We start from the raw sequence: 23,484 nt of genomic DNA, 5'->3' as shown, positions 1-23,484 counted from the left end.
ATGTGCCGGCCTCTTCGCTGGCAAGCCAGCTCCCACAGGGTTTTGCGGCGTGCCTAAATCATGCGGCAACCACAGGACCTTGTGGGAGCTGGCTTGCCAGCGATGGCGGCTTTAGTGCCATCGATGCTGCATGTGCCGGCCTCTTCGCTGGCAAGCCAGCTCCCACAGGGTTTTGCGGCGTGCCTAAATCATGCGGCAACCACAGGACCTTGTGGGAGCTGGCTTGCCAGCGATGGCGGCGGATCAGGCGACAGGGATGCTGAATGCGTCGGCCTCTTCCGGCATCAAAGCCGAAACCGATCCACCGATTGCGACAATTGCCCGGCCAGGTTCGATAACTCGTCCGTCGTCGTAGCCGTTTGCCCGATTACTTTGCTGTTGCCTTCGGACATGCCGGCGATCATCTCGACCTGATGGGCGATTTCGTTGCTGGCCAGGCTCTGCTCGCCGATGGTGCGGCTGATATCGTTGACCAGTTGCGTGGTGTTGAGCGTGGCTTCGAGGATCTCGCGGATGGCGCGTTCGACGTCGGCAGTCACGGCCATGCCTTTGTCGACCTGGGCCACGCCCTCCTCCATGCTGATCACCGCTTCGCGGGTGCTTTGCTGGATGCGCGAGACCATGGCGGCGATTTCCTGGGTCGAGGCGCTGGTACGCCCGGCCAGGCTGCGCACTTCGTCGGCGACTACCGCGAAACCACGGCCCTGTTCGCCGGCACGGGCAGCCTCGATGGCGGCGTTGAGTGCCAGCAGGTTGGTTTGATCGGCGATGCCCTTGATGACCTGGATAATGCTGAAAATCCCTTCGGATTCCTTGTCCAGCGTGCGAATCACCTGCGCTGACTGCTGCGCCGAGCGGGCGATGCCGTCCATGTCGTTGACCACCTGATGGATCACCCGCCCACCATCCTTGGCCAAGGCTTCAGCCTGATTGGCCATATCCAGTGCGCGCTCGGCGTGCCGGGTGATTTCTTCGATGCTTGCCGTCATTTCACTGGCCGCCGCGGCCATGGTACTGGCGGCGGCGCTTTGCTGCTGGCTGCTGCCGGCGACTTCGTGGCAACCGCTGCTCAGTTGCTCGCTCATGCCGCTGACACCATGGGCATTGCTGCGTACCACTTCGATCATGCCGCGTAAATCGCGCTGCATGGTGGCGAGGCTGCGAATCAGCGTGCTGGCTTCGTCCTTGCGGGTCGGCTCGACGATGGTTTCGCTGAGGTTGCCGTGAGCGATGCGCTCGGCAATGCGGCTGGCCGTCTGCAAAGGCGCCATGATGCTGAGAATCACCCAGCGGCCCTGCGCCAACAGCAGCAACAGGCTGGCAACCAGAACGCAGGCAAGTGCGAAGTTAGCGTTGCTGATGGCTTGCGCTGTGCCTTGGCTGGTCTGTTGCGTGTTGCTCTCGATCAACTCGCTGAGCGCCGCCATCTGGTCTTCCAGTTGGCCGAAAGCCTGGTTGAACGTGCCCAGTTGCGCTTGCGCGGCTTGCGGATTCTCCAGCGCCAGCGCGACGATGCGTTCGGCGGTGCCGATGTAGGTGTCCAGGCTCGGCTTGATTTGGTTCAACGCGGTTTTCAAGGTGTCGTTGACCGGCAGCTTGAAATTTTCGCCCAATACTTCGCGAAAACGCGTGGAGTGCTCCTCGATGGAACTCCGTACCTCGGCCTGGCTGCTGGTGCTTTTGCCCAATCCCACCAACATCGCCGACAGCACATCGGCGCGCAAGGCGTCGTGCATCATGTCGGCTTCAAGGTGGTTACGCAGTGCAGTCATGCCGACGTCGTTGTCCTTCACCGCTTGCGCCATTTGGCCATTGCCCAGGTAACTGACCAGCCCCATGATCAAGGCAGTGATCACGCCTGTGCCGATCAGCAACAGTAAACGCAGTTTAATGGACACTCTGTGGTTCCTCTTCGTACGTTTATCGGGTGGCTTGCGCCAGCACAATTTGCATTGCTGAAGAGGTTATCGACTGCACCAAAAGGGAATTGAAGGGCTGACTTCACTGATTGCAGTTTTTGCGACACGCGGTAGGCAACGCGGGTTGGAACAGGCTGCTGCGCAGTGAAACCAGCGACAGGCTGATGAAGGCCCCAAGAATGGCGAGCGCCATGTCCTTTTGCGAATCCCACGGATCGTTTTGTGCACCAACGAAGGCTTTGGCAGTGTCGTCGCCGAGGTAAGCGCCGCCCACCCACTCCACCAGTTCATAAACCGCCGAGGTGGAAAGCATGATGTTCACGGTGACAAAAAACAGCCAGAACCCACGCAATGGCGTCAGCCGCGCCAGCACTTCACGAATGGGAAAGACCATCAACAGGCCGTAACTCAGATGCACCAGTCGATCGAAATGGTTGCGGTGCCAGCCAAAGGTTTTATCGAAACTGAACCCGGTAAGGGCGGAACACCATCGGTCGTAAGGCACCATGGAATAGGTGTAGTGCGAACCCAACTCGTGAATACACAGGAATACGAATACCAGGGTGATGGACGTCGCAGACAAACGAAACCGCCGATAAACCGCCAGCAATGTACCCACCAACAACAACACCAACAGATTTTCCAACGCCCAATCGATCCGGCTGCGCGGGGCAAAACCGGAAACCGCGACGATGACCAGAAATGTCACCAGCAACGTCAGTTCGTATCGCGGATGATCTTTGGGCTGCATGGCATTGATTCCTCGAAATCCGACACTTGAAATAAAAAACCGTGACGAACGTTTAACTTCGAGAAAAACCTGCGGCGCAAGTTCGCTTTTTTCCGCAAGCGCATGCTAGGTTGTACGATGACTGACAAATCTATTTTCAAGCTCAGTCACCCTAAACAACAACAAGGAAACCTTCATGAAAAAAACCACATTGCTGATCGGATTTTTCTGCCTGTTCAGCGGCTACGTTGCAGCCGCTCCTGCTGCCGCGGACAAGGAAGTAGCACAAGCTGTCGATCACCTGACCCAGGCCATGTTGCACAAGGACATCGCCGAACTGCAGGCATTGACCGCCGAGAACCTGACTTATGGTCATTCCAGCGGCAAGATCCAGGACAAGAAAGCTTTCATCGCCGACATCGAAACCGGCAAAAGTGCCTTCAAGACCCTTGAGATGCAGAACCAGACCATCACCTTGTCCGGCGATGTTGCATTGGTTCGCCACCACTTCTCGGCCCAGGCCCTCAAGGGCACCGAGGTGGTCCCGACTGAAATCGAGAACTTCCAGATCTGGCAAAAACAGCACGGGAAATGGCTGTTGGTAGGACGGCAGGCGTTCAAATTCTGATGCTTGGATAATCCCGCAAAAAAAGGGGACGAATCGGCGGCTACCCTCCGATCCCTCCCCTTTTGCGTGGCTGATGAAAAACGTGCCTCAGTGCCCGCGGATGTAATGTTCAAACTGACGAATCAGGTCGGCCTGCTCGACAATGGCTTGCTTGACCAGATCGCCGATCGACAGCAAACCGATCAGCTCGCCATTCTCAACAACCGGTAGATGCCGCAAATGGCTGTCAGTCATGACCGCCATGCAATGCTCGATGCTTTGTTGGCTATCAGCGGTAACCACCGGAGAACTCATGATGGCCCTGACCGGGGTGCCGACTGATGAACGCCCCAGCAGCACCACCTTGCGCGCGTAGTCACGCTCGCTGATCACACCAACGACTTCGCCCTTTTCGATCACCGGCAACGCGCCCACGTTCTTCTCGGCCATTTTCTTCACGGCCTCGAGCACCATGGCATCCGGTGCGATGCTGTGCACCTGCTGGTTTTCCACGACTTTGAGCTTGAGCAACTGTGCGGCTGTCTTCATGTGCGTCTCCTGATGCGAATCGCGTACAACGTCAGGCCAGCCCGACTTCCACCCGCCCTTCCTTCAACCGCACCGGCCAGACCCGCAAACGCTGTTGTGGATACTCCAGGCAGCTACCGTCTTCCAGGCGAAAATGCTGTTTGTAGATCGGCGACGCCACCACCAGATCCCCCTTGATACTGCCGACCAGGCCGCGCCCAATCACGTTGGCCCCGGATTGCGGGTCATGGTTGTCGATGGCGTAGAGTTTTTTGCCCTCCGCGCCCGGCAGGTAAAACAGCGCCACTTGCGCACCGTCGAGCCACACCACGACACCGGAATCGCTCACCAGATCCTGCTGGCTGCACACCGATTGCCAGGCATCGATATTCTCTACACGTGCAGCGCGCTGAGTATTGGACAGGCTCATCAGACAGTCTCCTCGGTGACAGGGATCAGGTTGAGTTCGGCGGCCATGATCGGCCGGCGTTGGCCGCGCTCCTGGACAAAGTGAATGTCCGGGTCCGGGCGTTTGTCGTTGACGAAGGTGCGGAAGCGCTTGAGTTTTTCCGGATCCTTGAGGGCGTTGGCCCACTCGCATTCATAGCGATTGACCACCAATTGCATCTGCGACTCGAGTTCGGCGCCCAGGCCAAGGCTGTCGTGGATGATCACGTCCTTGAGGTAATCCAGGCCGCCTTCCAGGCTTTCGCGCCAGACCGACGTGCGCTGCAATTTGTCGGCGGTGCGGATGTAGAACATCAGGAAGCGATCGATGTAACGGATCAGCGTCGCGTCATCCAGATCGGTGGCGAACAGTTCGGCGTGCCGTGGACGCATGCCGCCGTTGCCGGCGATGTAGAGGTTCCAGCCTTTCTCGGTAGCGATCACCCCCACGTCCTTGCTTTGGGCCTCTGCGCATTCACGGGTGCAACCGGACACCGCGAACTTGAGCTTGTGCGGCGAACGCAGGCCTTTGTAGCGGTCTTCGATGGTCAGCGCCATTTGCACGCTGTCTTGCACGCCATAGCGACACCAGGTGCTGCCGACGCAGGACTTCACTGTGCGGGTCGATTTGCCGTAGGCGTGGCCGGTTTCGAAACCGGCTTCGATCAGCTCCGCCCAGATGTCCGGCAATTCATGCAACTGCGCGCCGAACAGGTCGATGCGCTGGCCGCCGGTGATCTTGGTGTAGAGGTCGTATTTCTTCGCCACCACGCCGATGGCAATCAGTTTGTCGGCCGTGATCTCGCCCCCGGGAATGCGCGGTACCACTGAGTAGGTGCCGTTTTTCTGCATGTTGGCCATGAACGTATCGTTGGTGTCCTGCAACGGCACCAGCGACGGATCCATGATCGGCTGGTTCCAGCACGACGCCAGGATTGAGCCCACCGCCGGTTTACACACGTCGCAACCGGTGTGGCCACGGCCATGCTTGGCCAACAGTTCTTCGAAGGTGATCACCCCTTCTACCCGCACGAGTGCATACAACTCCTGACGGGTGTAGGCGAAGTGCTCACACAGACTCTTGTCGACGCTCACCCCACGGGCAATCAGCTCATGTTCGAAGACTTGCTTGAGCAACCCGGCGCATCCACCGCAACCAGTGCAGGCCTTGGTCTGCGACTTGAGCAGGCCGAGGTCGGTGCAGCCGCCGTCGATGGCCGAGCAAATGGCGCCCTTGGTCACGTTGTGGCAGGAACAGATGGTGGCAGCTTGCGGCAAGGCGCCCGGGCCGAGGGTCGGCGCACCTTCGGACGACGGCAGGATCAGCGCGGCCGGTTCCGACGGCAAGGCAATCGCGTTCTGCATGTATTGCAACAGCGTGTCGTAATAGCTGTTGTCGCCGATCAACACTGCACCGAGTACCCGTTTGCCGCTGGCATCGACCACCAGGCGCCGATAGCTGGCGGTGGTTTCGTCGATGAACTGGTAACTACGGGCGCCCGGGGTATTGGCATGGGCGTCACCGATGGAGCCGACATCGACGCCCAGCAGTTTGAGCTTGGTCGACATGTCGGCGCCCTGGAACGGTTCGGCGACGTCGTCGCACAACCGCGCCGCGACACTGCGAGCCATCTGGTAGCCGGGAGCGACCAGACCGAACAGGCTGCCGTTCCACGATGCGCATTCGCCGATGGCGTAAATGTTCGGATCGCAGCTCAGGCACGTGTCGTCGATCACTACGCCGCCGCGCGGGCCGATCTCCAGCGCGCATTGGCGAGCCAGGGCATCTTGTGCCCGAATACCAGCGGAAAACACGATCAGGTCGGTTTCAAGGAATTCGTCATTGGCAAAATTCATCCGATAGCGGTACTGCTCGCCAGCACTGATCGATTGCGTGGCGCGGGACAGGTGAACACCGACGCCCAATCGTTCGATCTGCGCCTTGAGCGCCAGCCCACCCAAATCGTCCAGTTGCACCGGCATCAGGCGCGGTGCGAACTCCACGACGTGTGCTTCCAGCCCCAGGCTTTTCAGGGCATTGGCCGCTTCCAGGCCGAGCAAACCACCGCCGACCACTACACCGCGCCTGGCGTTGGCTGCAGCAGCGCGAATGGCATCAAGGTCTTCAAGGGTGCGGTAGACCAGCCGCGAATCGCCTTCGGCGCCTTCGATCGGCGGTACGAACGGATAGGAACCGGTGGCCAGGACCAGTTTGTCGTAGGCAACAGAGCCTTGGGCGGTGATCACCTGTCGACGGGCACGGTCGATTTCCAGCACCGGCACTCCCAGGTGCAGGGTCACGCCCGGCGTCTGGTACAACGCCGCGTCACTCAGTGCCAGCGACTCGGCATCGCGACCGGAAAAGTATTCGGACAGATGCACACGGTCGTAGGCGCGCATCGGCTCTTCGCTGAATACGTGCAAGCGATAATGTTCAAGGGCACCGCGCTCGATCAACTGCTCGACACAGTGATGTCCGACCATGCCATTGCCGATGACGATCAGCGTTTGCTGCTTGTTCAAAGTGGCCACATTGGAATTCATAAACGACACCTGCCCAAAGCCCATCACGGTGAAAAAAAGCAAAAAAAAACGCCTGAAACCTTGCGGTTCCAGGCGTCTTTGCCTGTTCTTTTGCGGTGTTGAAACCAGACGGCCATGCCTGATCCACCGATATTGCCCACGACCTGTGCGGTTGATCGATCGTCGTTGACCGAGTGGGCGGTCCATCTTTTCCAGATGGCGCTGATGGGGTGGATGCAGTGTTTGTGCCAAGCGCGTACAGAAACTGGAAACAGACCTGCAGAGCCGTGTCCGCAACGCTTCTGGCGAAGTGAGCAGGATTGTCAGAGGTTGATGTTACAGGGGGGAATGGTTCAGGAAACCGCTTCGCACTGGTGCAAGTTGCCGGACATCGCGCTTTAAAAGTGCGCAAATCCCTGTAGGAGCCGAGCTTGCTCGCGATAGCGGTGCATCAGTCAGCCTTGATGTCACAGACATACCGCAATCGCGAGCAAGCTCAGCTCCTACAGGGGTTCTGGATGACCTTGTGGACGGGATCTTTGTCTCAGCAACACCGCGTATTACATTTCCCACGGCCAAACCGCGCTTCCTGACGCTCGCGGAAAAACGCCTCATAGCTCATCACCGGCTCGCCCGGCTGGTTGATCGCCATTTGCGCGACGTAATTGTCGTAGTCGGGCATGCCCACCATCAAACGTCCGCTCTGGCTCAGGAAACGCGCGGCTTGCTGCAGTTTACGAAACATGGCGATGCTCTCTTTGAGGTATTGGACGACCCTATCAAACCTGATGTTTGTATCTGCAATGTGTCGACAGCCGAGCGCTTTGTATTCTCTTGTATTTGACGGGCCCGCGACCTTTTGGCGCATGACCGGCCGGCCATCGATTGAGCGCCAACGGGCAACAGTTTGTTAACATCCCTGCGCTTTTTCTCGTCTGATTGATCAGCCACTGTAGATATCCAGTCGCTACACAGGATGCTTTTTTCCATGAGTACGTTGTATTCCCGTCGCACGGTCCTGCAAGGCATGAGCCTGCTGAGCCTCGGCCTGCTCGCCGGCTGCGATGACAGCAGCAAGCTGTCGTTCAAGTACGGCAAGGACCTGAGCGACAAGATCATGGGGCGTTCCTTCAAGCTCAAGGACACCCAGGGCGAAACCCGGATGCTCGGCAGCTATCAGGGCCTGATGCCGATGATCTTCTTCGGTTTCACCCAGTGCCCGGCCGTCTGCCCGACCACACTGGCCCGCGCCGCCCAGGCGAAAAAACTGATGGGCCGCGATGGCGAGCGCCTGCAAGTGATCTTCATCACCCTGGACCCGGAGCGCGATACCCCAGAATTGCTCGACCAATACGTCAAAGCCTTCGACCCGAGTTTCGAGGCGCTGTACGGCACGCTGGAAGAAACCGCGGCCACCGCCAAGGAATTCGGCGTATTCTTCGAGAAGGTCCCGAGCGGCGACACCTACACCCTGTCCCACACCGCCACCAGTTTCGTGTTCGACTCCCGGGGCAACCTGCGCCTTGGCCTGTCCGCGTCCCTTACCGCTCAAGAGTGCGCAGAAGACCTGCTCACCGTCATGGAGGTTTGTTGATGATTTCGTTCTGCGCGCCACGCATCAAACAATTGGCCCTGGGCCTTTCCCTGCTCGGCATGGCGTGGCAGGTGTCCGCGCAAACCGAGGTCAACGACGCCTGGGTCCGGGCAACCGTGGCCGACCAGCCTTCGAGCGGCGCCTTCATGACCCTCAAGGCAGACACCGACAGCAAGTTGTTGAGCGTGCAGTCGCCGGTGGCGAAGCTGGTGCAGATTCACCAGTCCAGCATGAAGGACGATGTGATGAGCATGCAGCAGGTCGACTCGGTTGCCCTGCCCGCCGGCAAGGCCGTGAGCTTTGACCCCCATGGCTATCACATCATGCTCATGAACCTGACGGCGCAGATCAAGGAGGGCGACAGCGTTCCCCTGACCCTGACCGTGGAAAACGCCAAGGGCGAGAAAGAAACGATCAAGGTCGATGCCCCGGCTCGTGCGCTTGGCACGATGGGTCATGGCAACATGGATCACAGCAAGATGGGTCACAGCAAGATGCAATGAGGGTCTGACGGCCTCCCCCACGAGGCCGTTATCTGATGGGAGGTGCATACCATGACGACGAACACCGAAACCGCCATTCTTGCCGGCGGCTGCTTCTGGGGCATGCAGGATCTGCTGCGACGCCAACCGGGCGTGATCACCACGCGGGTCGGCTACTCGGGCGGCGATGTGCCCAATGCAACTTACCGCAACCATGGCACCCACGCCGAAGCGATCGAAATCGTCTTCGACCCGACGCAGATCGGCTATCGACAGATCCTCGAGTTTTTCTTCCAGATCCACGATCCGAGCACCAAAAACCGCCAGGGCAACGATCTGGGCACCAGCTATCGCTCGGCGATTTACTACCTCAGCGAAGAGCAGAAACGCGTCGCGTTGGACACCGTAGCCGATGTGGACGCTTCGGGGCTCTGGCCCGGCAAGGTGGTCACCGAAATCGAGCCCGCTGGCCCCTTCTGGGAGGCAGAACCCGAACACCAGGATTATCTGGAACGGCTTCCTGAAGGTTACACCTGCCATTTCATCCGGCCGAACTGGACACTGCCCAAACGTGGTTGATGCAGCGAACGCATGGCCTGTCGGAGCTGTCGAGCGAAACGAGGCTGCCATCTCTGATTTTGTTTTTTAAAGCAAGATTCAAAGATCCAGCCTTCGGCAGCTCCCGCGTCAGACGCAATACCTCGACGAAATGCAGTGGGTGATCAAATTCAGCACAGGTAGCTGCGTTGCACCCAGATCCTGCGGTCAATCGCCTCTCGCAATCGATTCTGATGCTCAGCCCATACTTTTGGGTCAACCGTGGTGGTCGAGCGCATCAACTCGAGCATGGCCGCCTGAGCGGCTTGATACTCAGCCCGAGCATCATCGAATCTGATTTTGCGTCGCTGACTTTCAGTCAGTTCCATCCGCCGCAATGCCAGGATCGATTCGTCGGCGATCACCGTGCTCAACGTCAACTGCGGCCGATGGGGCGCCGTGAAAGGTTGCATGTCCAGAATAACTTCCCGAGCCCAGGACGCCCCCCACTTCAATGCTGAAGCCAGCGGTTCGCGGAAACCGCGATCCTGAAAGTCTTCAAACATCACGCCACCACGATTGTCGTAGATGCCGATGAAGACCTGCGTCATTCCTTCTTGCGTAATGCGTGATTGCACTTCGATCTGCCGACCGTCGTTCAGCGCATCTTCATAAATTTTGACCGGTAACCGATTGTTGAGCCATAACCAGAACTTTGCGCCTCTGTGTCGCATCCCCAGCCCTCCCCGGTATGGTTTTCGAGTAAGGCACAGGATCGAAGGCGGTGCCATGTCACCGGTCGCTCGATAAACGGAAGCATTGTCTTTCACACGTTCTGCCATCACATCGTCATTCGCGATCTAGACTCCATCTGTGAGGGTCAAAACCTCGCCGACTCCTGCAGAAGCCGATAAAAACAAGGACACTCAACCTTGAACATTTCTACCATCTGCCTTTTGGGGAACTTGTTTGTCTCGGCCGGGGCTTTTGCCAATGGCGTCATTCCTGTCCTCGAACTGGATTTCACCCGCTCAGCCACTGAAACCCTGAAAAAAAGTGGTATCCACGACGCCTGTATCATCGTCGCTGCCAACCCGAGCGGTTTTACCTATTGCCGGGAAGGTTCGGCAACGCTGTGGCAGTATCAGGCGCTGGACCTGGAGCAACAAGCGTCGTACCTCAAGGGTTCTGCGCTGGCTTCAATCAACAATGGAAGAATAAGCATCGCCGAAATCGACAGTGCCGCCTGCGAAGACGAGCTGCCCAAGCCGCGGATTGACCCGGTTTTCCTGAATGCATCTTCCCTTGGCCTGATCGCCCTGTTTATCCTGCTGGGCTTGCGCTACACCTACCGGGCCACCCTGGAAGGCCTCTTTGAGCGTCCCCTGGATTCAGGCATGCACTTGCCACGCTCCAGCGGCGCGCTGCGCACCAACCGATCGACGACGAAAGCGTTGGGCGCGTTCGCCCTCGCGGCGGGCATGGCTTTCATGTACTTCGGCTACATTGCGCTTTGATCCGCAGAGCCCGCGATCGCTGGTGCGGATCTTTTTCCGTTCAGGTCACGGATTGCGCCGCAGAACGTCGGTCCGCAATCGGCGCGTGCTGCGCCATCAGCTCAGCGACCCAATCGATGAATACGCGTACCTTGCGGCTGATATGCCGGTTCGGGGGGAACGCCACGTAGAGCGGCATCGGATCGAGCTGCCAATCCTCGAACAGCGCAACCAATTGGCCACTCGCCAGCCAGGGCCTGGACATGTAATCGGGCAACCAGAGGATGCCCATGCCGGCCAGGCCCGCTGCCATGTAAGCGTTGCCATCGTCGACCGCCAACACGTAGCGCCCCTTGATCTCCAGGCTTTCACTTTGATTGCGCATGGCATAGGGCAAAGCCTTGCCGGTTCGCGCCCACAGGAAACCGACGATGCGATGCTCGGAATCTTCCAGATCCTTTGGATGCGATGGCCTGCCGACACGCTCCAGATATCCCGGCGAAGCGAACACCCCCAATTGCAGGTCTCCCACCCTCCGGGCCATCAGCGATTGATCGGTCAACTCGCCTCCGCGCACAACGCAATCGACGTTCTCATCAATCAGATCGACGATGCGATCACTGACGCCCATGTCGACCTGGATATCCGGATAACGGGCATGAAATTCCGGCAATGCCGGGACCAGGATCAGACTGGCCAGTGGGCTGGGCACATCCACCCGAAGCCTGCCCCTGGGCACCGTCGAGGCACTCGACAGGCTGGTTTCGGCATCGTCCAGATCGGCCAGCAGTCGCACTACGCGCTCGTAATAGACGGCACCATCGGCGGTGACGTTGACCTTGCGTGTCGTACGGTTGAGCAATTTGACCCGCAAGCGCGCCTCCAACTGTTGCACCAGTTGCGTGACGCTGGTCTTGCTCAAGTGCAGCGTCTCGGCGGCTTTGGTGAAGCTGCCCGACTCCACTACCCGGGCGAACGCCTGCATTGCATCGAAACGGTCCATACCTGCCCCGAATTGCTATTCGATTGTTTGGGATTCGCAAACAGTGATAGTTGCAGTTGCGCGTTTATCGGGCAAGTGCCTGGCCTTAGAGTCTCCCCATCGTTAATCGAAGGAGGTTGTCATGACCCAACGTGATGTCGTTTTCCCACCCGCACGCCAGGCACTTTACGAGCGCAATCGCTACTCGCCGGCGATCCGTTCCAACGGTTTTTTGTTTGTGTCAGGGCAAGTGGGCAGTAACGAGGATGGCTCGCCCAAGGCAGACCTGGAGGAGCAAGTGCGGCAAGCGTTCAACAACCTGAACGGGATTTTGAATGCGGCCGGTTGCACCTTCGACGATGTAGTGGACGTCACCGTCTTCATGGTCGATCCCCAATCGACATTCGAGAGGATCTGGAAGGTAGTGCCAGAGTTCTGGGGCCAGGCACCGCATCCGACGTTGACCGCCGTCGGCGTCACCTGGCTCTATGGATTCGCGTTCGAAATCAAGGTTATCGCCAGGCTTGCAGAAACCGCTGCAAGCCAAGCGGCTCAATGATCACCGGCGCTTGCTGCGATCACTCCTTCGCCAGTGCGCCAGGCAGTGCGGCGCCTTGCTGGAAGATCACGGTTTGCGCCGGCATCGGCGCCGGGAAACCGGCTTCGCCAAGGGCATCCTTGATCACGCGATTGGTATCGAAATAGACCTGCCAGTAGTGTTCGTTATGGCAGTAAGGACGCACCGCCAACACCGGCCCTACCAGATTGAACTCGATGATTTCCACATCGACCGCAGGGGTCGCGAGCACATTGGGAATCGCCGCGATTTTTTCCTTGAGCAAAGCCGCCGCCGCTTTCCAGTCGCTCGCGCCCGACAGCTGCGCCTGGAGATCGACGCGGCGGAACGGGTTGTGGGTGAAGTTCTGGATGTTGTCGCTGAAGATTTTGTTGTTGCCCACCAGGGTCAGCACGTTGTCCGGGGTGTTGATTGCAGTGGCGAACAGACCGATCTCGGTGACCGTACCGGTGACCCCGCCAGCGCAAATGAAATCGCCGACCTTGAACGGCCGCAAGACAATAATGAATGCACCCGCCGCCAGATTGGCCAGCAACCCCGACCAGGCCATGCCGATGGCCAGGCCGACCGCAGCGAGCAGCGCGGCGAACGTGGTGGTCTGCATGCCGAGGTAACCGAGGATGGCAATCACCAGGATGATGTTCAGCGTCACGGTGATGGCCGACCCGACATATCGCAGCACGGTGGGGTCGACCTTCTGCTTGCCGAGGGCCTTCTGCACCATGCCGACCGCAAAACCGATCAGCCAGCGCCCGACGATCCAGAAGGCGATGGCGGTCAGCATCTTGACCGCAAAGGCGACGCCGTACGCCTGCACCACGGCGATCAGTGCGTTGAACTTCTCGGTGGTTACATTAACGATGGTCTCGTCCATGGCAGAGGCTCGCAAATGAGGGTTGACCTCAAGACGCTAGCACAGCTCGCGAAGCCCGCCAGTCGAGAACAAGCAAAGCGCGACGACCCGATCAACAGATTGCAACCTGCGGCAGTTCCTACAGTGGATTCCTGTAGGCGCTGCCGCAGGCTGCGATCTTTTCAGCTGCTACTCAGTGCGGAGCGCGGGGAATGGTCTTGAGCAGGTCTTCGGGGCTGATGTGGCCGACAACCGGTTGAACGCTGCCCGGTTGTGGCAAGCCAAGGATGTGGCCTTTCATCTTGCCGATGATGTGCATTTCACACGGCTTGCAGTCGAATTTCAGGGTCAGCACTTCATCGCCGTGGATCAGTTGCATCGGCGCGACCTTGGTGCGCACGCCAGTCACGCCCTTCGCCTGCTTGGGGCACAGGTTGAAGGAGAACCGCAGGCAGTGCTTGGTGATCATCACCGGCACCTCGCCGGTTTCCTCATGCGCCTCGTACGCCGCGTCGATCAGCTTGACCCCATGGCGGTGATAAAAATCGCGGGCCTTCTGGTTGTAGACGTTGGCCAGGAACGACAGGTGCGACTCCGGGTACACCGGTGGCGGTGTGGTTTCGGCTTTACGGCTGCCACGCGGGTGGGCGGCGATCCGTGCATCGGTCAAGGCTTCAATCACCTCGCGGCGCAAGGCCTTGAGCTGCGAATTCGGGACGAAGTACGCCTGTGGGGCGTCGAGCTTGATGTCGATGGCGTGATACTGAGTGGTCCCCAGCTGGCCGAGCAGGTCCTGCAATTGCTCCAGCGCCTGTTCCGGCTTGTTGGCGGCACCGAACGGGCCATTCAAGGTGACGCTGGCGCTGACGCCCTCTTCACTGGTGGCCGTCAATTCAAGCTGTTCTTCACGCAGACGAGCGACCCAGCGCAAGGCCACACGACGCTCGGCAGAAGTCTTTTGCAGCGCCTGTTGCCAGTTGTGATCGAGGTTGCGATTGAGCGGGTGGTTGGGACGCAGCTTGTACATGCCCTCCGGCATCTCGTTGGGCTCGACGCGATAGCGATAGCGCTTCTCGCCGTCCTCTTCGAACTCGCCTTTGGGCTCGGCGATGTTCGCGCGAAAACCCACCACTTCACGCTTGACCAGCACATTGAGGCCATCGCCGTTGGACAGTGGCTCGTGCGTCACGACCAGCATGTCGCGCTTGGCAACTTTCTCGACAACGCCGACTGGCAAACCGGTGAACGTCGGCGAGTCAAAGGCACCGATGTCGATCTTGCGGTCAGTGACGAAGTAATCAGTGCTGCCACGGTGGAAGGTTTTTTCCGGGTCGGGCAGGAAGAAGTGCGCGGTGCGGCCGCTGGAGGCGCGGGCCAGGTCCGGACGCTCTTCGAGCACGGCGTCGAGGCGCTGGCGGTAATAGGCGGTGATGTTCTTCACATAACCCATGTCCTTGTAGCGGCCTTCGATCTTGAACGATCGCACGCCTGCCTCGACCAGGGCGCGGATGTTGGCGCTCTGGTTGTTGTCCTTCATCGACAACAAGTGTTTTTCGTAAGCGATCACGCCACCCTTCTCATCCTTGAGGGTGTACGGCAAACGGCAGGCCTGGGAACAGTCGCCACGGTTGGCACTGCGGCCAGTCTGCGCGTGGGAAATGTTGCACTGCCCGGAGAACGCGACGCACAACGCGCCATGGATGAAAAACTCGATCGCCGCTTCCGTCTCGTCGGCGATGGCGCGGATTTCCTGCAGGTTCAACTCACGGGCCAACACCAGTTGCGAGAAGCCAGCCTGGTCAAGGAACTTCGCTCGCGCCAGGGTACGGATGTCGGTCTGGGTGCTGGCGTGCAGCTCGATCGGCGGGATGTCCAGTTCCATCACGCCCAGGTCCTGGACGATCAGCGCGTCGACACCGGCATCGTATAACTGGTGGATCAGCTTGCGGGCCGGCTCCAGTTCGTTGTCGTGCAGGATGGTGTTGATGGTGGTGAACACCCGGGCGTGATAACGACGGGCGAATTCCACCAGTTCGGCGATCTCGCTCACTTCATTGCAGGCATTGTGGCGGGCGCCGAAGCTCGGGCCACCGATGTAGATCGCATCGGCGCCATGCAAAATGGCCTCGCGGGCGATGGCTACGTCGCGGGCGGGGCTGAGCAATTCCAGGTGATGTTTGGGCAGGGACATAATATTTTTTTAGTCAGGCTGTCACGGTCGAGGCGCGCATTGTACCGGTGAAACGCCTGACCGGCACCCGTAGGCTGCCCGGTGGCTGCCTCGGGCAGGCCTGGAATGCCTCAAACCCTGTGGAAGCGCTGTAGCTGTGGCGAGGGAGCTTGCTCCCGCTGGGGCGTGAAGCGCCTCTGAAACAAGGACTGCTGCGCAGTCCAGCGGGAGCAAGCTCCCTCGCCACAGGATGCAAATTGTTCGACCAGGTTTGTGTGTGTGCTGCCGGGATCAGGCCTTGGCCGCCATTGCCGTGACTTCCACACGCATGCCTTCGACTGCCAGTGAAGCAACGCCTACGGCGGCGCGCACCGGCCATGGCTTGGCGAAGAAGCGCTTGTACACCTCGTTGAACGCGGCGCGGTCGGTCATGTCGGTGAGGTAAATGGTCAGGTGCAACACGCGGTCCATGGAACTGCCGGCACGCTCCAGCGCAACCTTGAGTGCTTGCAGGGTGCATTCGCTTTGCAGGGTAATGTCACCCAGCTCCAGGCTCCCGTCGGCGCGGGTGGGAATCTGCGTGGAGACCAGCATGCCGCCGAAACCGGCAACGTCGGAGGAAATGGAGTCTGCGTCGGGATCGGGGGTGAAAGTGATGTCTTGGTTGGCCATGGGACTCTCTTGCTTGCGAGGTAAAGGGGCACCGCCGCGATTCAACGCAGCGGCGCCTTTTGCGCAGGCAGTTTACCGCAAGTGAGTTAGCCGGATGCGATCAAGGATCCACCTGCCCCATCAACTCGGGCACCGATTCCGGGCGATTGGCGAAACGCTGCGCGAGGACCGCGCAGACCATCAATTGAATCTGATGGAACAACATCAATGGCAGGATCAGCACACCGATGGTGCTGCCGGCGAACAGCACCTGCGCCATCGGTACACCGGTGGCCAGGCTTTTCTTCGAGCCGCAGAAGAGGATGGTGATGCGGTCTTCCTGACTGAAGCCGCAGACTTTGCCCAGCACGGTAGAAGCCACCAGCACCAGCCCCAGCAACACACAGCAGGCAACCACCAGTCCGGCCAGATCACGCAACGGGATCTGGTGCCAGATGCCTTCGATCACCGCTTCGCTGAACGCGCCATAGACCACCAGCAAGATCGAACCTTGGTCGATAAATTTCAGCCAACCCTTGTTGCGTGCCACCCAGGCGCCGATCCAGCGGCGGGCGATTTGTCCGGCAACGAACGGCAGCAACAGTTGCACGCTGATTTTCAGGATGGCATCGACTGTCGAACCGCCATCGCCGTGCACGTCCATCAGCAACGTCACCAGCAACGGTGTGAGGAAGATCCCGAACAGACTCGACGCCGCCGCGCTGCAAATCGCCGCAGGGATATTGCCGCGGGCCAACGAGGTAAAGGCAATCGCCGACTGCACCGTGGCAGGCAGCGCACAGAGGTAAAGCATGCCCATGTACAGGTTGTCGCCGATCAACGGCGAGAGGAATGGCTTGAGTGCCAGGCCGAGCAACGGGAACAGCACAAACGTCAGGCCGAACACCAGCAAATGCAGGCGCCAGTGACCGGCGCCGGCGATGATCGATTCCCGCGACAGCTTGGCGCCGTGCAGGAAAAACAGCAGGGCAATGGCAATGTTGGTCAACCAGCCGAAGCCGACCGCGACCTGACCGCTGGCCGGTAGCAAACTGGCGAGAATGACCACACCGACCAGGGTCAGGGTGAAGTTGTCGGGTAAAAAGCGCGGGCGGGTCATCGGGATCATCCGGGTTGGCCAGGAACGTGATCTCGACTCTACCCCTGCGGCGAATTACCGACTAACGCTAATAAGCCAGTACATATCGCCTAAAGGACAAATCAGTCGGTCGAAAAGGCTAACTCGCGAATACCGACTGATTTTTCACTGAGTGGACTGAACAGTCGCTTTGAGCTTGGCCAGCGCGTCACTGGCGTTCTTTTCATCCGAGTCTTTCTTGTCGAACCAGCTGGTGCCGTTCTGCAGAATCTCGGCGAGGATCGGGAAATACAGTTGTTTTTTCTTCGCCAGCTCTACGGGATCGGCCGCCGTCGCTTGATCCAGCGCGGTTTGCAGCGTGTTGCGCTGGGACAGCCATTGCGGTGTGGCCTTCTCTTCGGTGCTCATGTTGTCCATGAAACTCAAGGCAGCCTTGGCTCGTCCGACCGGGTCATTGGCGAAAGGATCCCGCCAGTTCTTCTTCTGATCTTCCGGCCCGACGTAGTAGCCAGTGGCGAGCTGGGCCTGCTGGCGCATCACGTCCTGCGCTGCGGTTTGCTCTTGCTTGGTGAACTTCCCGCCTTCGTTGGTGGCGACCGCATACAACGAGCGCCGGTCAAGGTCGCCCATCAGCGCATTACGGTCGGCCATGCTGTTGTCGTAGGGCTTGCCGCTGCCCGACATCTGCGCATATTTTTCATCCATGCGCTTGCGGGCATCGAGGGCGACGTCGGCGAAGGTTTTGTCCCTGGAGCTGGAAATCGCACCGGGCTGGGCCACACCAAGAATCAACGCATCGGCGTTCATCCCCGCGCGCACCGGAAAGTACCGCGCGTTGCTGGCAATCGCATCGCTGTAATCAGTGGCCGCGCTGGAAAAGCTCACCGCGTCATCATTCTGCGTTTGATCCGGCGCTGCGCTGCTGTCCGCCACTTTGCCCCGGGCACTCGTCGTGCTGGTGTTGGCGGCAGAGGTATAGGCAGCGATCAAGGCGCTGGACGAGGACGAGGACGCAGTGACGTTCATGATTCTTCCCTGTTAGTGAGGCTCAAGTGCGGGCACCTCGGCGGGTGTCATTGTATATCGGCACGTCAGGCCGATCTTTATACCTTGGTGTTAAATCAACACACCGTTGTCTGGTGGTCAGCACCCGGTTTTATCCATAAATTCCTGCCGCCCGAAACCTGCACCATCCCCGGCATGACAATGAGGCGTTTTTTTTCCAGAAAAACGTGTCGCACTTTGTACAGCCGGAACTAAAATCTGAAGTAGCGGATGCGAGTTCATGTGACGCAGAGTCTTGCTGAAGTGGAGGTATACGACAACGGCCAAGGGATTGCATAGTCACGCCTTGCGCTGCAGTTCAATGCGCTCTACGACCATGCCTTTACTGCCTGCTTCGACAACGGACACTCATCCATGGACATAGCTCCACAATTCATCATCCATGAAACGGCACACTGGATACTCAACCATCACATGTCGTCAAAGCTCCCTGGCTATCTGGTGCTGGGGACGCGATACAACACCAGTTCACTGGCTGAACTTCCCGAAGCCGCGTTGATTGAACTCGGCAGCCTGCTCGGCAAAGTGCAGAAGATCCTGCAGACGCAACTGCAACCCAAATGGCTCTATATCAGCCGTTTTGGCCATGACCCGGCATTCCCCATTCATTTCCATTGCATCCCGGTCTATCACTGGGTCGAAGAATTGTTCTGGCAGGATGATCGCTACAGATTACTGAAGAACTTCGGTGCGGGTGCCCACGCTCATACACTGACCGATGGCGCCGAGCTGACGCTGTTCATCTGGCGCGAATTTGGCGAGAGCCCGGAACCGCCAAACATCCCGGGCCCGAGCGTCGAGCAAATCATTGACCGTTTGCGCCTGTCATTCCGGTAAGGACTGCGAAGGCCCGCCTTGGGCTGGTGCACCATTAAGTGCATCGCCATATAAAAGTGCACGCAGCACCCATGCCGATTTACCCTTTCCTGCCTTGAACCCCTGATTCGGCGCGGCCCCGGACATTCTGGCGCGCTGTTTGCTAAGTACCTCAAACGCAGTCAACGCTGATTGCACCTATACGACAAAGGCGCCGTGTAGCCCCCGTTTTTTACGGAGGGCCGCATGGCGCCTTTTGCGTTTGCGCACCGCTCAGGTGCCGGTAGAGATTCGAGGGGCGAGGATGGCAAATAAAACCGTGCGCAGTGTGTGTCCCTATTGTGGCGTGGGCTGCGGCATCGTCATGCACGTCGAAGACAACCGAGTGTTCAAAGTCACGGGTGACAAAAGCCATCCGGCCAACTTCGGCCGGCTTTGCACCAAAGGCACGACGTGCGGCAAGGCCATTGCCGAATCGGGGCGCATGGAAAATGCCTACCTGCGCCAGGAACGCAGTCGAGATCCGGTGCGTATGGCAATGGATTCGGCCATCACTGAGACAGCGACCCGTCTGCGCACCATTCTGGATAACCACGGTCCCGATGCGCTGTCGTTCTATGTGTCGGGGCAGATGTCGCTTGAAGCCCAGTACCTGATTACCAAACTGGCCAAGGGTTTTGTCCGCACCGCCAATATCGAGTCCAACTCGCGCTTGTGCATGGCCAGCGCCAGCAGCGGCTACAAGCTGTCGCTCGGCGCCGACGGGCCGCCGGGTTCCTATCAGGATTTTGACCGTTCGAATCTGTTTTTCGTGATCGGCGCCAACATGGCCGACTGTCATCCGATCCTGTTCCTGCGCATGATGGATCGGGTCAAGGCCGGCGCCCGACTGATCGTGGTCGATCCACGGCGCAGCGCCACGGCGGACAAGGCCGATCTGTATCTGCCGATCAAACCCGGCACCGACCTGGCCTTGCTCAATGGCCTGCTGCACCTGCTGGTGAAAAACGGCCACACCGACCCGGCCTTCATCGCCACCTTCACCGAAGGCTGGGAGGCGATGCCCGGTTTCCTAGAGGACTATTCGCCGGATGCCGTCGCAGAAATCACCGGCCTGCCCGAAGCGGACATCCGTCAGGCTGCGCAATGGATCGGCGAAGCCGCCGAGTGGATGAGCTGCTGGACCATGGGCCTGAACCAAAGCACCCACGGTACCTGGAACACCAATGCCCTGTGCAACCTGCACCTGGCCACCGGCGCGATCTGCCGCCCGGGCAGCGGGCCGTTTTCCCTGACCGGTCAACCAAATGCCATGGGCGGCCGCGAGATGGGCTACATGGGACCAGGCCTGCCCGGCCAGCGCTCTCTGCTGGTGGAGGCGGATCGCGCATTCATCGAGGATTTGTGGAACATCCCCCACGACAGCCTGCCGCGCGCAGCCGGTGCCGGCACCGTGGCGATGTTCGAACAGATGAGCGCCGGGCAGATCAAGGCCTGCTGGATCATCTGCACTAACCCGGTAGCGTCCGTGCCCAATCGCCAGAAAGTGATCGAAGGCTTGCAGGCCGCTGAACTGGTAATCACCCAGGACGCCTTTCTCGACACCGAGACCAATCGCTACGCCGATATCCTTCTGCCGGGTGCGTTATGGGCCGAGGCGGAGGGCGTGATGATCAACTCCGAACGCAACCTGACGCTGATGCAACAAGCCGTGCAGGCGCCCGGCGAAACCCTGCCCGACTGGCAAATCATTGCCAGGGTGGCGTGCGAAATGGGCTTCGCCGAGGCCTTCAGCTACACCGATGCCAATGAGGTGTTCGAAGAGATCAAACGCGCCTGGAATCCGCAGACCGGTTACGACATGCGTGGCGCCAGTCATGCCCGTCTGCGCGAACAGTCGTTGCAATGGCCGTGTGCCGACGCCAGCGCCGATATACGCAACCCGATCCGCTATGTGAATGACGGCGTAAGCCAGGCACTCAAGCTGGACGCCGACGGCAGCCGACCCGCCATCGTGTTCCCGAGCGCGAACGGCAAGGGCAAGTTCTTCGCCCGCCCGCACCTGTCACCGGCAGAGATGCCCGATGAAACCTTTCCCTTCGTGCTCAATACCGGTCGCTTGCAGCATCAGTGGCACACCCTCACAAAGACCGGCAAAGTCGACACCCTGAACAAACTCAACCCTGGGCCGTTCATCGAGATTCATCCTGAAGATGCCGCTCGCCTGGGCATCAAGGACAAGGACCCGGTCGAAGTGCGCTCGCTGCGCGGCCGCGCAGTATTGCCGGCGGTGGTGACCGAACGGGTGCGCGAGGGCAATTGCTTCGCGCCTTTCCACTGGAACGATGTGTTTGGCGACAACCTGGCCATCAACGCGGTCACCAGCGATGCCGTCGACCCGATCTCCCTGCAACCGGAATTCAAGTTTTGTGCCGTTGCCCTGCAACGAGTCGAACTGATCAACCATCAATTTCTCGATTCGCCTGCACCGGCCACCGCCCCACTCCCCGCTTGCACACTCTCCGAGGAACTCGTCATGTCGAGCATCGAGACCTTCGCCGATCTCGCGGGCATTCGCAGCCTGCCCTCCCCGTCACTCAGCGATAACGAACGCACCTACCTCGCCGGTTTTGTCAGTGGCCTGCAATCCACCGCGGGCCGCCAGATCGCTGGCGTACCGGTCATGCCGGCCAACGCGCCACTGGCTGCGACTACCCGGCTATGGCTTGACGGTGTGCTGGGTGGGTTGTTCAGTCGCGTCGAACTGGCCGACAGCCCGGCGCCAGCGACCCCGGTTGCGGCAGACCGTACACCCGCGCTGACCCTGTTGTGGGCCTCGCAAACCGGCAATGCCGAGGCACTGGCCGAGCGCTTTGCCAAGCGCCTGCGTGACGACGGGATAGCCGTGGAGCTGAGCCCGATGGCTGACTTTCCAGCCAGCAAACTGGCGACTACCGCCAACCTGGCGCTGATCAGCAGCACCTTCGGCGATGGCGACCCACCGGACAATGGCGAAGGTTTCTGGCACACCCTCAATAATGCCCAACTGCGCCTTGAATCCCTGCGTTTTGCGGTTTTGGCTTTGGGTGACCCGAACTACGACCAGTTCTGCCAGCACGGCAAGCAACTCGATCAACGCCTGCAGGAGCTGGGCGCTACCCGCCTGATCGAACGGGTCGATTGCGACACTGAGTTCGAAGAGCGTGCCGACAACTGGCTCGCTCAATTGCACAAAGTCCTCAAGCCTGCGCCTTCGGTGATCGACGAGCCGGCCATTATCGTAGCGCCCAGCACGGTCGAGGCACCCTGCAAGACCCGACCACATGCCTCGCGACTGCTGACCAATCTTCACCTCAACCGCCAGAGCAACAACAAGGAAACCCGCATGTTTTCCCTGGACCTGGCGGACTCTGGCCTCCGCTACGAGGCGGGTGACGCACTGGGGGTCTACCCGCGCAACTGCCCTGAACTGGTCGACGAATTGCTCGAACTGACGGGCATGAGCGCCGACGCCACCGTCACCCTCGACAAGCTCGGTGAGGTGCCGTTGCACCAGGCCCTGACCGAGCATCTGGAAATCGCTCGCCCCAGCCAGGAAACGCTGGCATTGATTGCCGAACGCAGTGCCAATCCCGCACTGAAACAACTGCTGGGCAGCGAGCGCAAGGCTGAGCTCAAAGACTGGCTGTGGGGCCGGCAACTGGCGGACGTGCTGCAAGCCTTTCCGGTCGATTGCTCGGCCAGCGAACTGCTCAGCACCTTCAAGCGCCTGCAACCGCGCCTGTATTCCATCGCGTCCAGCCCCAAGGCGCACCCGCAGGAAGTGCACCTCACCGTCGCCGCCGTGCGCTATGGCAAACGCAAAGGCGTGTCCTCGACGTTTCTTGCCGACCGCGCGCAAAACGGCGATGTGCCGGTTTTCGTCCAGCCGTCCAAGCACTTCCGCACGCCGGTCGATGGGGATGTACCGATGATCATGATCGGCCCCGGCACCGGCGTGGCGCCCTTTCGCGCCTTTCTGCAGGAGCGTCGGGCACGAGGTGATCAAGGCCATAACTGGCTGTTTTTTGGCGAGCAACATGCCGCCAGCGATTTCTACTACCGCGACGAATTGCAGGGCATGCAGCGCGATGGCTTGTTAACCCGATTGAGCCTGGCGTTTTCCCGCGATCAGGCGCAAAAAATCTACGTGCAGGACCGCATTCGCGAACAAGGCGCCGAACTGTGGCGCTGGTTGCAGGAAGGCGCGCAGGTGTACGTCTGCGGCGATGCCAGCCAGATGGCCAAGGACGTCGACCGGGCCTTGCGCCAGGTTGCGCAACAGCATGGCGGACTTGGCGCGGACTGCGCCGCCGATTACTGGCGGCAGATGAGCGAGCAAAAACGCTACCTGCGGGATGTTTATTGA

General features: G+C 59.6%; 21 protein-coding genes. 8 read left to right on the top strand and 13 right to left on the bottom strand.

Annotation, left to right across the window (positions count from 1 at the left end; all coding sequences use genetic code 11):
- Window positions 1–284 precede the first annotated feature (284 nt).
- A complete protein-coding gene (locus D8U18_RS24660) occupies window positions 285–1,898 on the bottom strand; it encodes a methyl-accepting chemotaxis protein (protein ID WP_130906612.1) in 1,614 nt (537 codons plus the stop codon).
- A gap of 103 nt (window positions 1,899–2,001) precedes the next feature.
- Entirely contained in the window at window positions 2,002–2,670 is a 669-nt protein-coding gene (locus tag D8U18_RS24655) for a DUF2238 domain-containing protein (protein ID WP_131108757.1), read from the bottom strand.
- A gap of 175 nt (window positions 2,671–2,845) precedes the next feature.
- Here D8U18_RS24655 and D8U18_RS24650 point away from each other — a divergent pair, with 175 nt between their 5' ends.
- Complete coding sequence (locus tag D8U18_RS24650) at window positions 2,846–3,277, top strand: nuclear transport factor 2 family protein (RefSeq protein ID WP_056853365.1); 432 nt, start codon at window positions 2,846–2,848, stop codon at window positions 3,275–3,277.
- A gap of 87 nt (window positions 3,278–3,364) precedes the next feature.
- Here D8U18_RS24650 and D8U18_RS24645 read toward each other — a convergent pair whose 3' ends face one another.
- The 4 genes from D8U18_RS24645 to D8U18_RS24630 form a co-directional block, all read right to left on the bottom strand.
- Window positions 3,365–3,805: a CBS domain-containing protein gene (locus tag D8U18_RS24645; protein ID WP_056853364.1), complete on the bottom strand. Its 441-nt coding sequence runs from the start codon at window positions 3,803–3,805 to the stop codon at window positions 3,365–3,367.
- A 31-nt stretch (window positions 3,806–3,836) separates the two neighbouring features.
- Window positions 3,837–4,214 carry a nitrite reductase small subunit NirD gene (gene nirD / locus D8U18_RS24640; RefSeq protein ID WP_056853363.1) on the bottom strand — a complete coding sequence of 126 codons (378 nt, stop codon included), beginning with the start codon at window positions 4,212–4,214 and terminating at the stop codon, window positions 3,837–3,839.
- The gene (gene nirB, locus D8U18_RS24635) at window positions 4,214–6,775 is read right to left on the bottom strand and encodes a nitrite reductase large subunit NirB (RefSeq protein WP_130931523.1); all 2,562 of its coding nucleotides are present in this window, start codon (window positions 6,773–6,775) and stop codon (window positions 4,214–4,216) included. Before nirB ends, nirD begins: the two co-directional genes overlap by 1 nt.
- A gap of 523 nt (window positions 6,776–7,298) precedes the next feature.
- Window positions 7,299–7,499 carry a CstA-like transporter-associated (seleno)protein gene (locus tag D8U18_RS24630; RefSeq protein WP_056853361.1) on the bottom strand — a complete coding sequence of 67 codons (201 nt, stop codon included), beginning with the start codon at window positions 7,497–7,499 and terminating at the stop codon, window positions 7,299–7,301.
- Window positions 7,500–7,742: 243 nt separating this feature from the next.
- Between D8U18_RS24630 and D8U18_RS24625 the strand changes: the two genes are divergently transcribed.
- From D8U18_RS24625 to msrA, 3 genes are read left to right on the top strand one after another with little or no spacing between them, the layout of a single operon-like run.
- Window positions 7,743–8,348 (top strand): SCO family protein, encoded by a 606-nt coding sequence (locus D8U18_RS24625; protein WP_056853360.1) that lies wholly within the window; start codon window positions 7,743–7,745, stop codon window positions 8,346–8,348.
- On the top strand, window positions 8,348–8,851 hold the full coding sequence (locus tag D8U18_RS24620) for a copper chaperone PCu(A)C (RefSeq protein WP_131108755.1): 504 nt from the start codon (window positions 8,348–8,350) through the stop codon (window positions 8,849–8,851). The genes D8U18_RS24625 and D8U18_RS24620 overlap by 1 nt, the downstream gene beginning before the upstream one ends.
- 51 nt (window positions 8,852–8,902) lie before the next feature.
- Window positions 8,903–9,409, top strand: coding sequence for a peptide-methionine (S)-S-oxide reductase MsrA (msrA, locus tag D8U18_RS24615; protein WP_131108753.1), 507 nt, complete (start codon window positions 8,903–8,905; stop codon window positions 9,407–9,409).
- 149 nt (window positions 9,410–9,558) lie between these two features.
- Here the strand turns inward: msrA and D8U18_RS24610 are convergent, their stop codons facing one another.
- On the bottom strand, window positions 9,559–10,101 hold the full coding sequence (locus D8U18_RS24610) for a hypothetical protein (protein WP_056853357.1): 543 nt from the start codon (window positions 10,099–10,101) through the stop codon (window positions 9,559–9,561).
- A 198-nt stretch (window positions 10,102–10,299) separates the two neighbouring features.
- Here D8U18_RS24610 and D8U18_RS28820 point away from each other — a divergent pair, with 198 nt between their 5' ends.
- Entirely contained in the window at window positions 10,300–10,884 is a 585-nt protein-coding gene (locus D8U18_RS28820) for a hypothetical protein (protein WP_177435057.1), read from the top strand.
- Window positions 10,885–10,924: 40 nt separating this feature from the next.
- Here the strand turns inward: D8U18_RS28820 and D8U18_RS24600 are convergent, their stop codons facing one another.
- Window positions 10,925–11,866, bottom strand: coding sequence for a LysR family transcriptional regulator (locus D8U18_RS24600; protein ID WP_056853355.1), 942 nt, complete (start codon window positions 11,864–11,866; stop codon window positions 10,925–10,927).
- 121 nt (window positions 11,867–11,987) lie between these two features.
- On the opposite strand from D8U18_RS24600, the gene D8U18_RS24595 reads away from it, so the two are divergent.
- Window positions 11,988–12,404, top strand: coding sequence for a RidA family protein (locus tag D8U18_RS24595; protein ID WP_130904671.1), 417 nt, complete (start codon window positions 11,988–11,990; stop codon window positions 12,402–12,404).
- 19 nt (window positions 12,405–12,423) lie between these two features.
- On the opposite strand, the gene D8U18_RS24590 is transcribed toward D8U18_RS24595, so the two are convergent.
- The 5 genes from D8U18_RS24590 to D8U18_RS24565 all read right to left on the bottom strand — a co-directional run bounded on the left by D8U18_RS24590 (window position 12,424) and on the right by D8U18_RS24565 (window position 18,221).
- Window positions 12,424–13,296 carry a mechanosensitive ion channel family protein gene (locus D8U18_RS24590; RefSeq protein WP_056853353.1) on the bottom strand — a complete coding sequence of 291 codons (873 nt, stop codon included), beginning with the start codon at window positions 13,294–13,296 and terminating at the stop codon, window positions 12,424–12,426.
- A gap of 172 nt (window positions 13,297–13,468) precedes the next feature.
- The gene (locus D8U18_RS24585; RefSeq protein WP_056853352.1) at window positions 13,469–15,466 is read right to left on the bottom strand and encodes a U32 family peptidase; all 1,998 of its coding nucleotides are present in this window, start codon (window positions 15,464–15,466) and stop codon (window positions 13,469–13,471) included.
- 270 nt (window positions 15,467–15,736) lie between these two features.
- On the bottom strand, window positions 15,737–16,117 hold the full coding sequence (locus D8U18_RS24575; RefSeq protein ID WP_131108751.1) for a RidA family protein: 381 nt from the start codon (window positions 16,115–16,117) through the stop codon (window positions 15,737–15,739).
- Between the two features lie 100 nt (window positions 16,118–16,217).
- Window positions 16,218–17,216 carry a bile acid:sodium symporter family protein gene (locus tag D8U18_RS24570; RefSeq protein WP_130904660.1) on the bottom strand — a complete coding sequence of 333 codons (999 nt, stop codon included), beginning with the start codon at window positions 17,214–17,216 and terminating at the stop codon, window positions 16,218–16,220.
- Window positions 17,217–17,360: 144 nt separating this feature from the next.
- The gene (locus D8U18_RS24565) at window positions 17,361–18,221 is read right to left on the bottom strand and encodes a hypothetical protein (protein WP_131108749.1); all 861 of its coding nucleotides are present in this window, start codon (window positions 18,219–18,221) and stop codon (window positions 17,361–17,363) included.
- A gap of 393 nt (window positions 18,222–18,614) precedes the next feature.
- Between D8U18_RS24565 and D8U18_RS24560 the strand changes: the two genes are divergently transcribed.
- Both D8U18_RS24560 and D8U18_RS24555 read left to right on the top strand, forming a co-directional pair.
- Window positions 18,615–19,097 carry a hypothetical protein gene (locus D8U18_RS24560; protein ID WP_056853348.1) on the top strand — a complete coding sequence of 161 codons (483 nt, stop codon included), beginning with the start codon at window positions 18,615–18,617 and terminating at the stop codon, window positions 19,095–19,097.
- A gap of 283 nt (window positions 19,098–19,380) precedes the next feature.
- Entirely contained in the window at window positions 19,381–23,484 is a 4,104-nt protein-coding gene (locus D8U18_RS24555; protein ID WP_131108747.1) for a bifunctional nitrate reductase/sulfite reductase flavoprotein subunit alpha, read from the top strand.

Origin of the sequence: Pseudomonas sp. Sample_10, from assembly GCF_004321495.1 — a bacterium.
Classification (GTDB): domain Bacteria; phylum Pseudomonadota; class Gammaproteobacteria; order Pseudomonadales; family Pseudomonadaceae; genus Aquipseudomonas.
The sequence above is the reverse complement of the archived record's forward strand: the minus strand, read 5'-3'. Positions and strand labels throughout refer to the sequence as shown.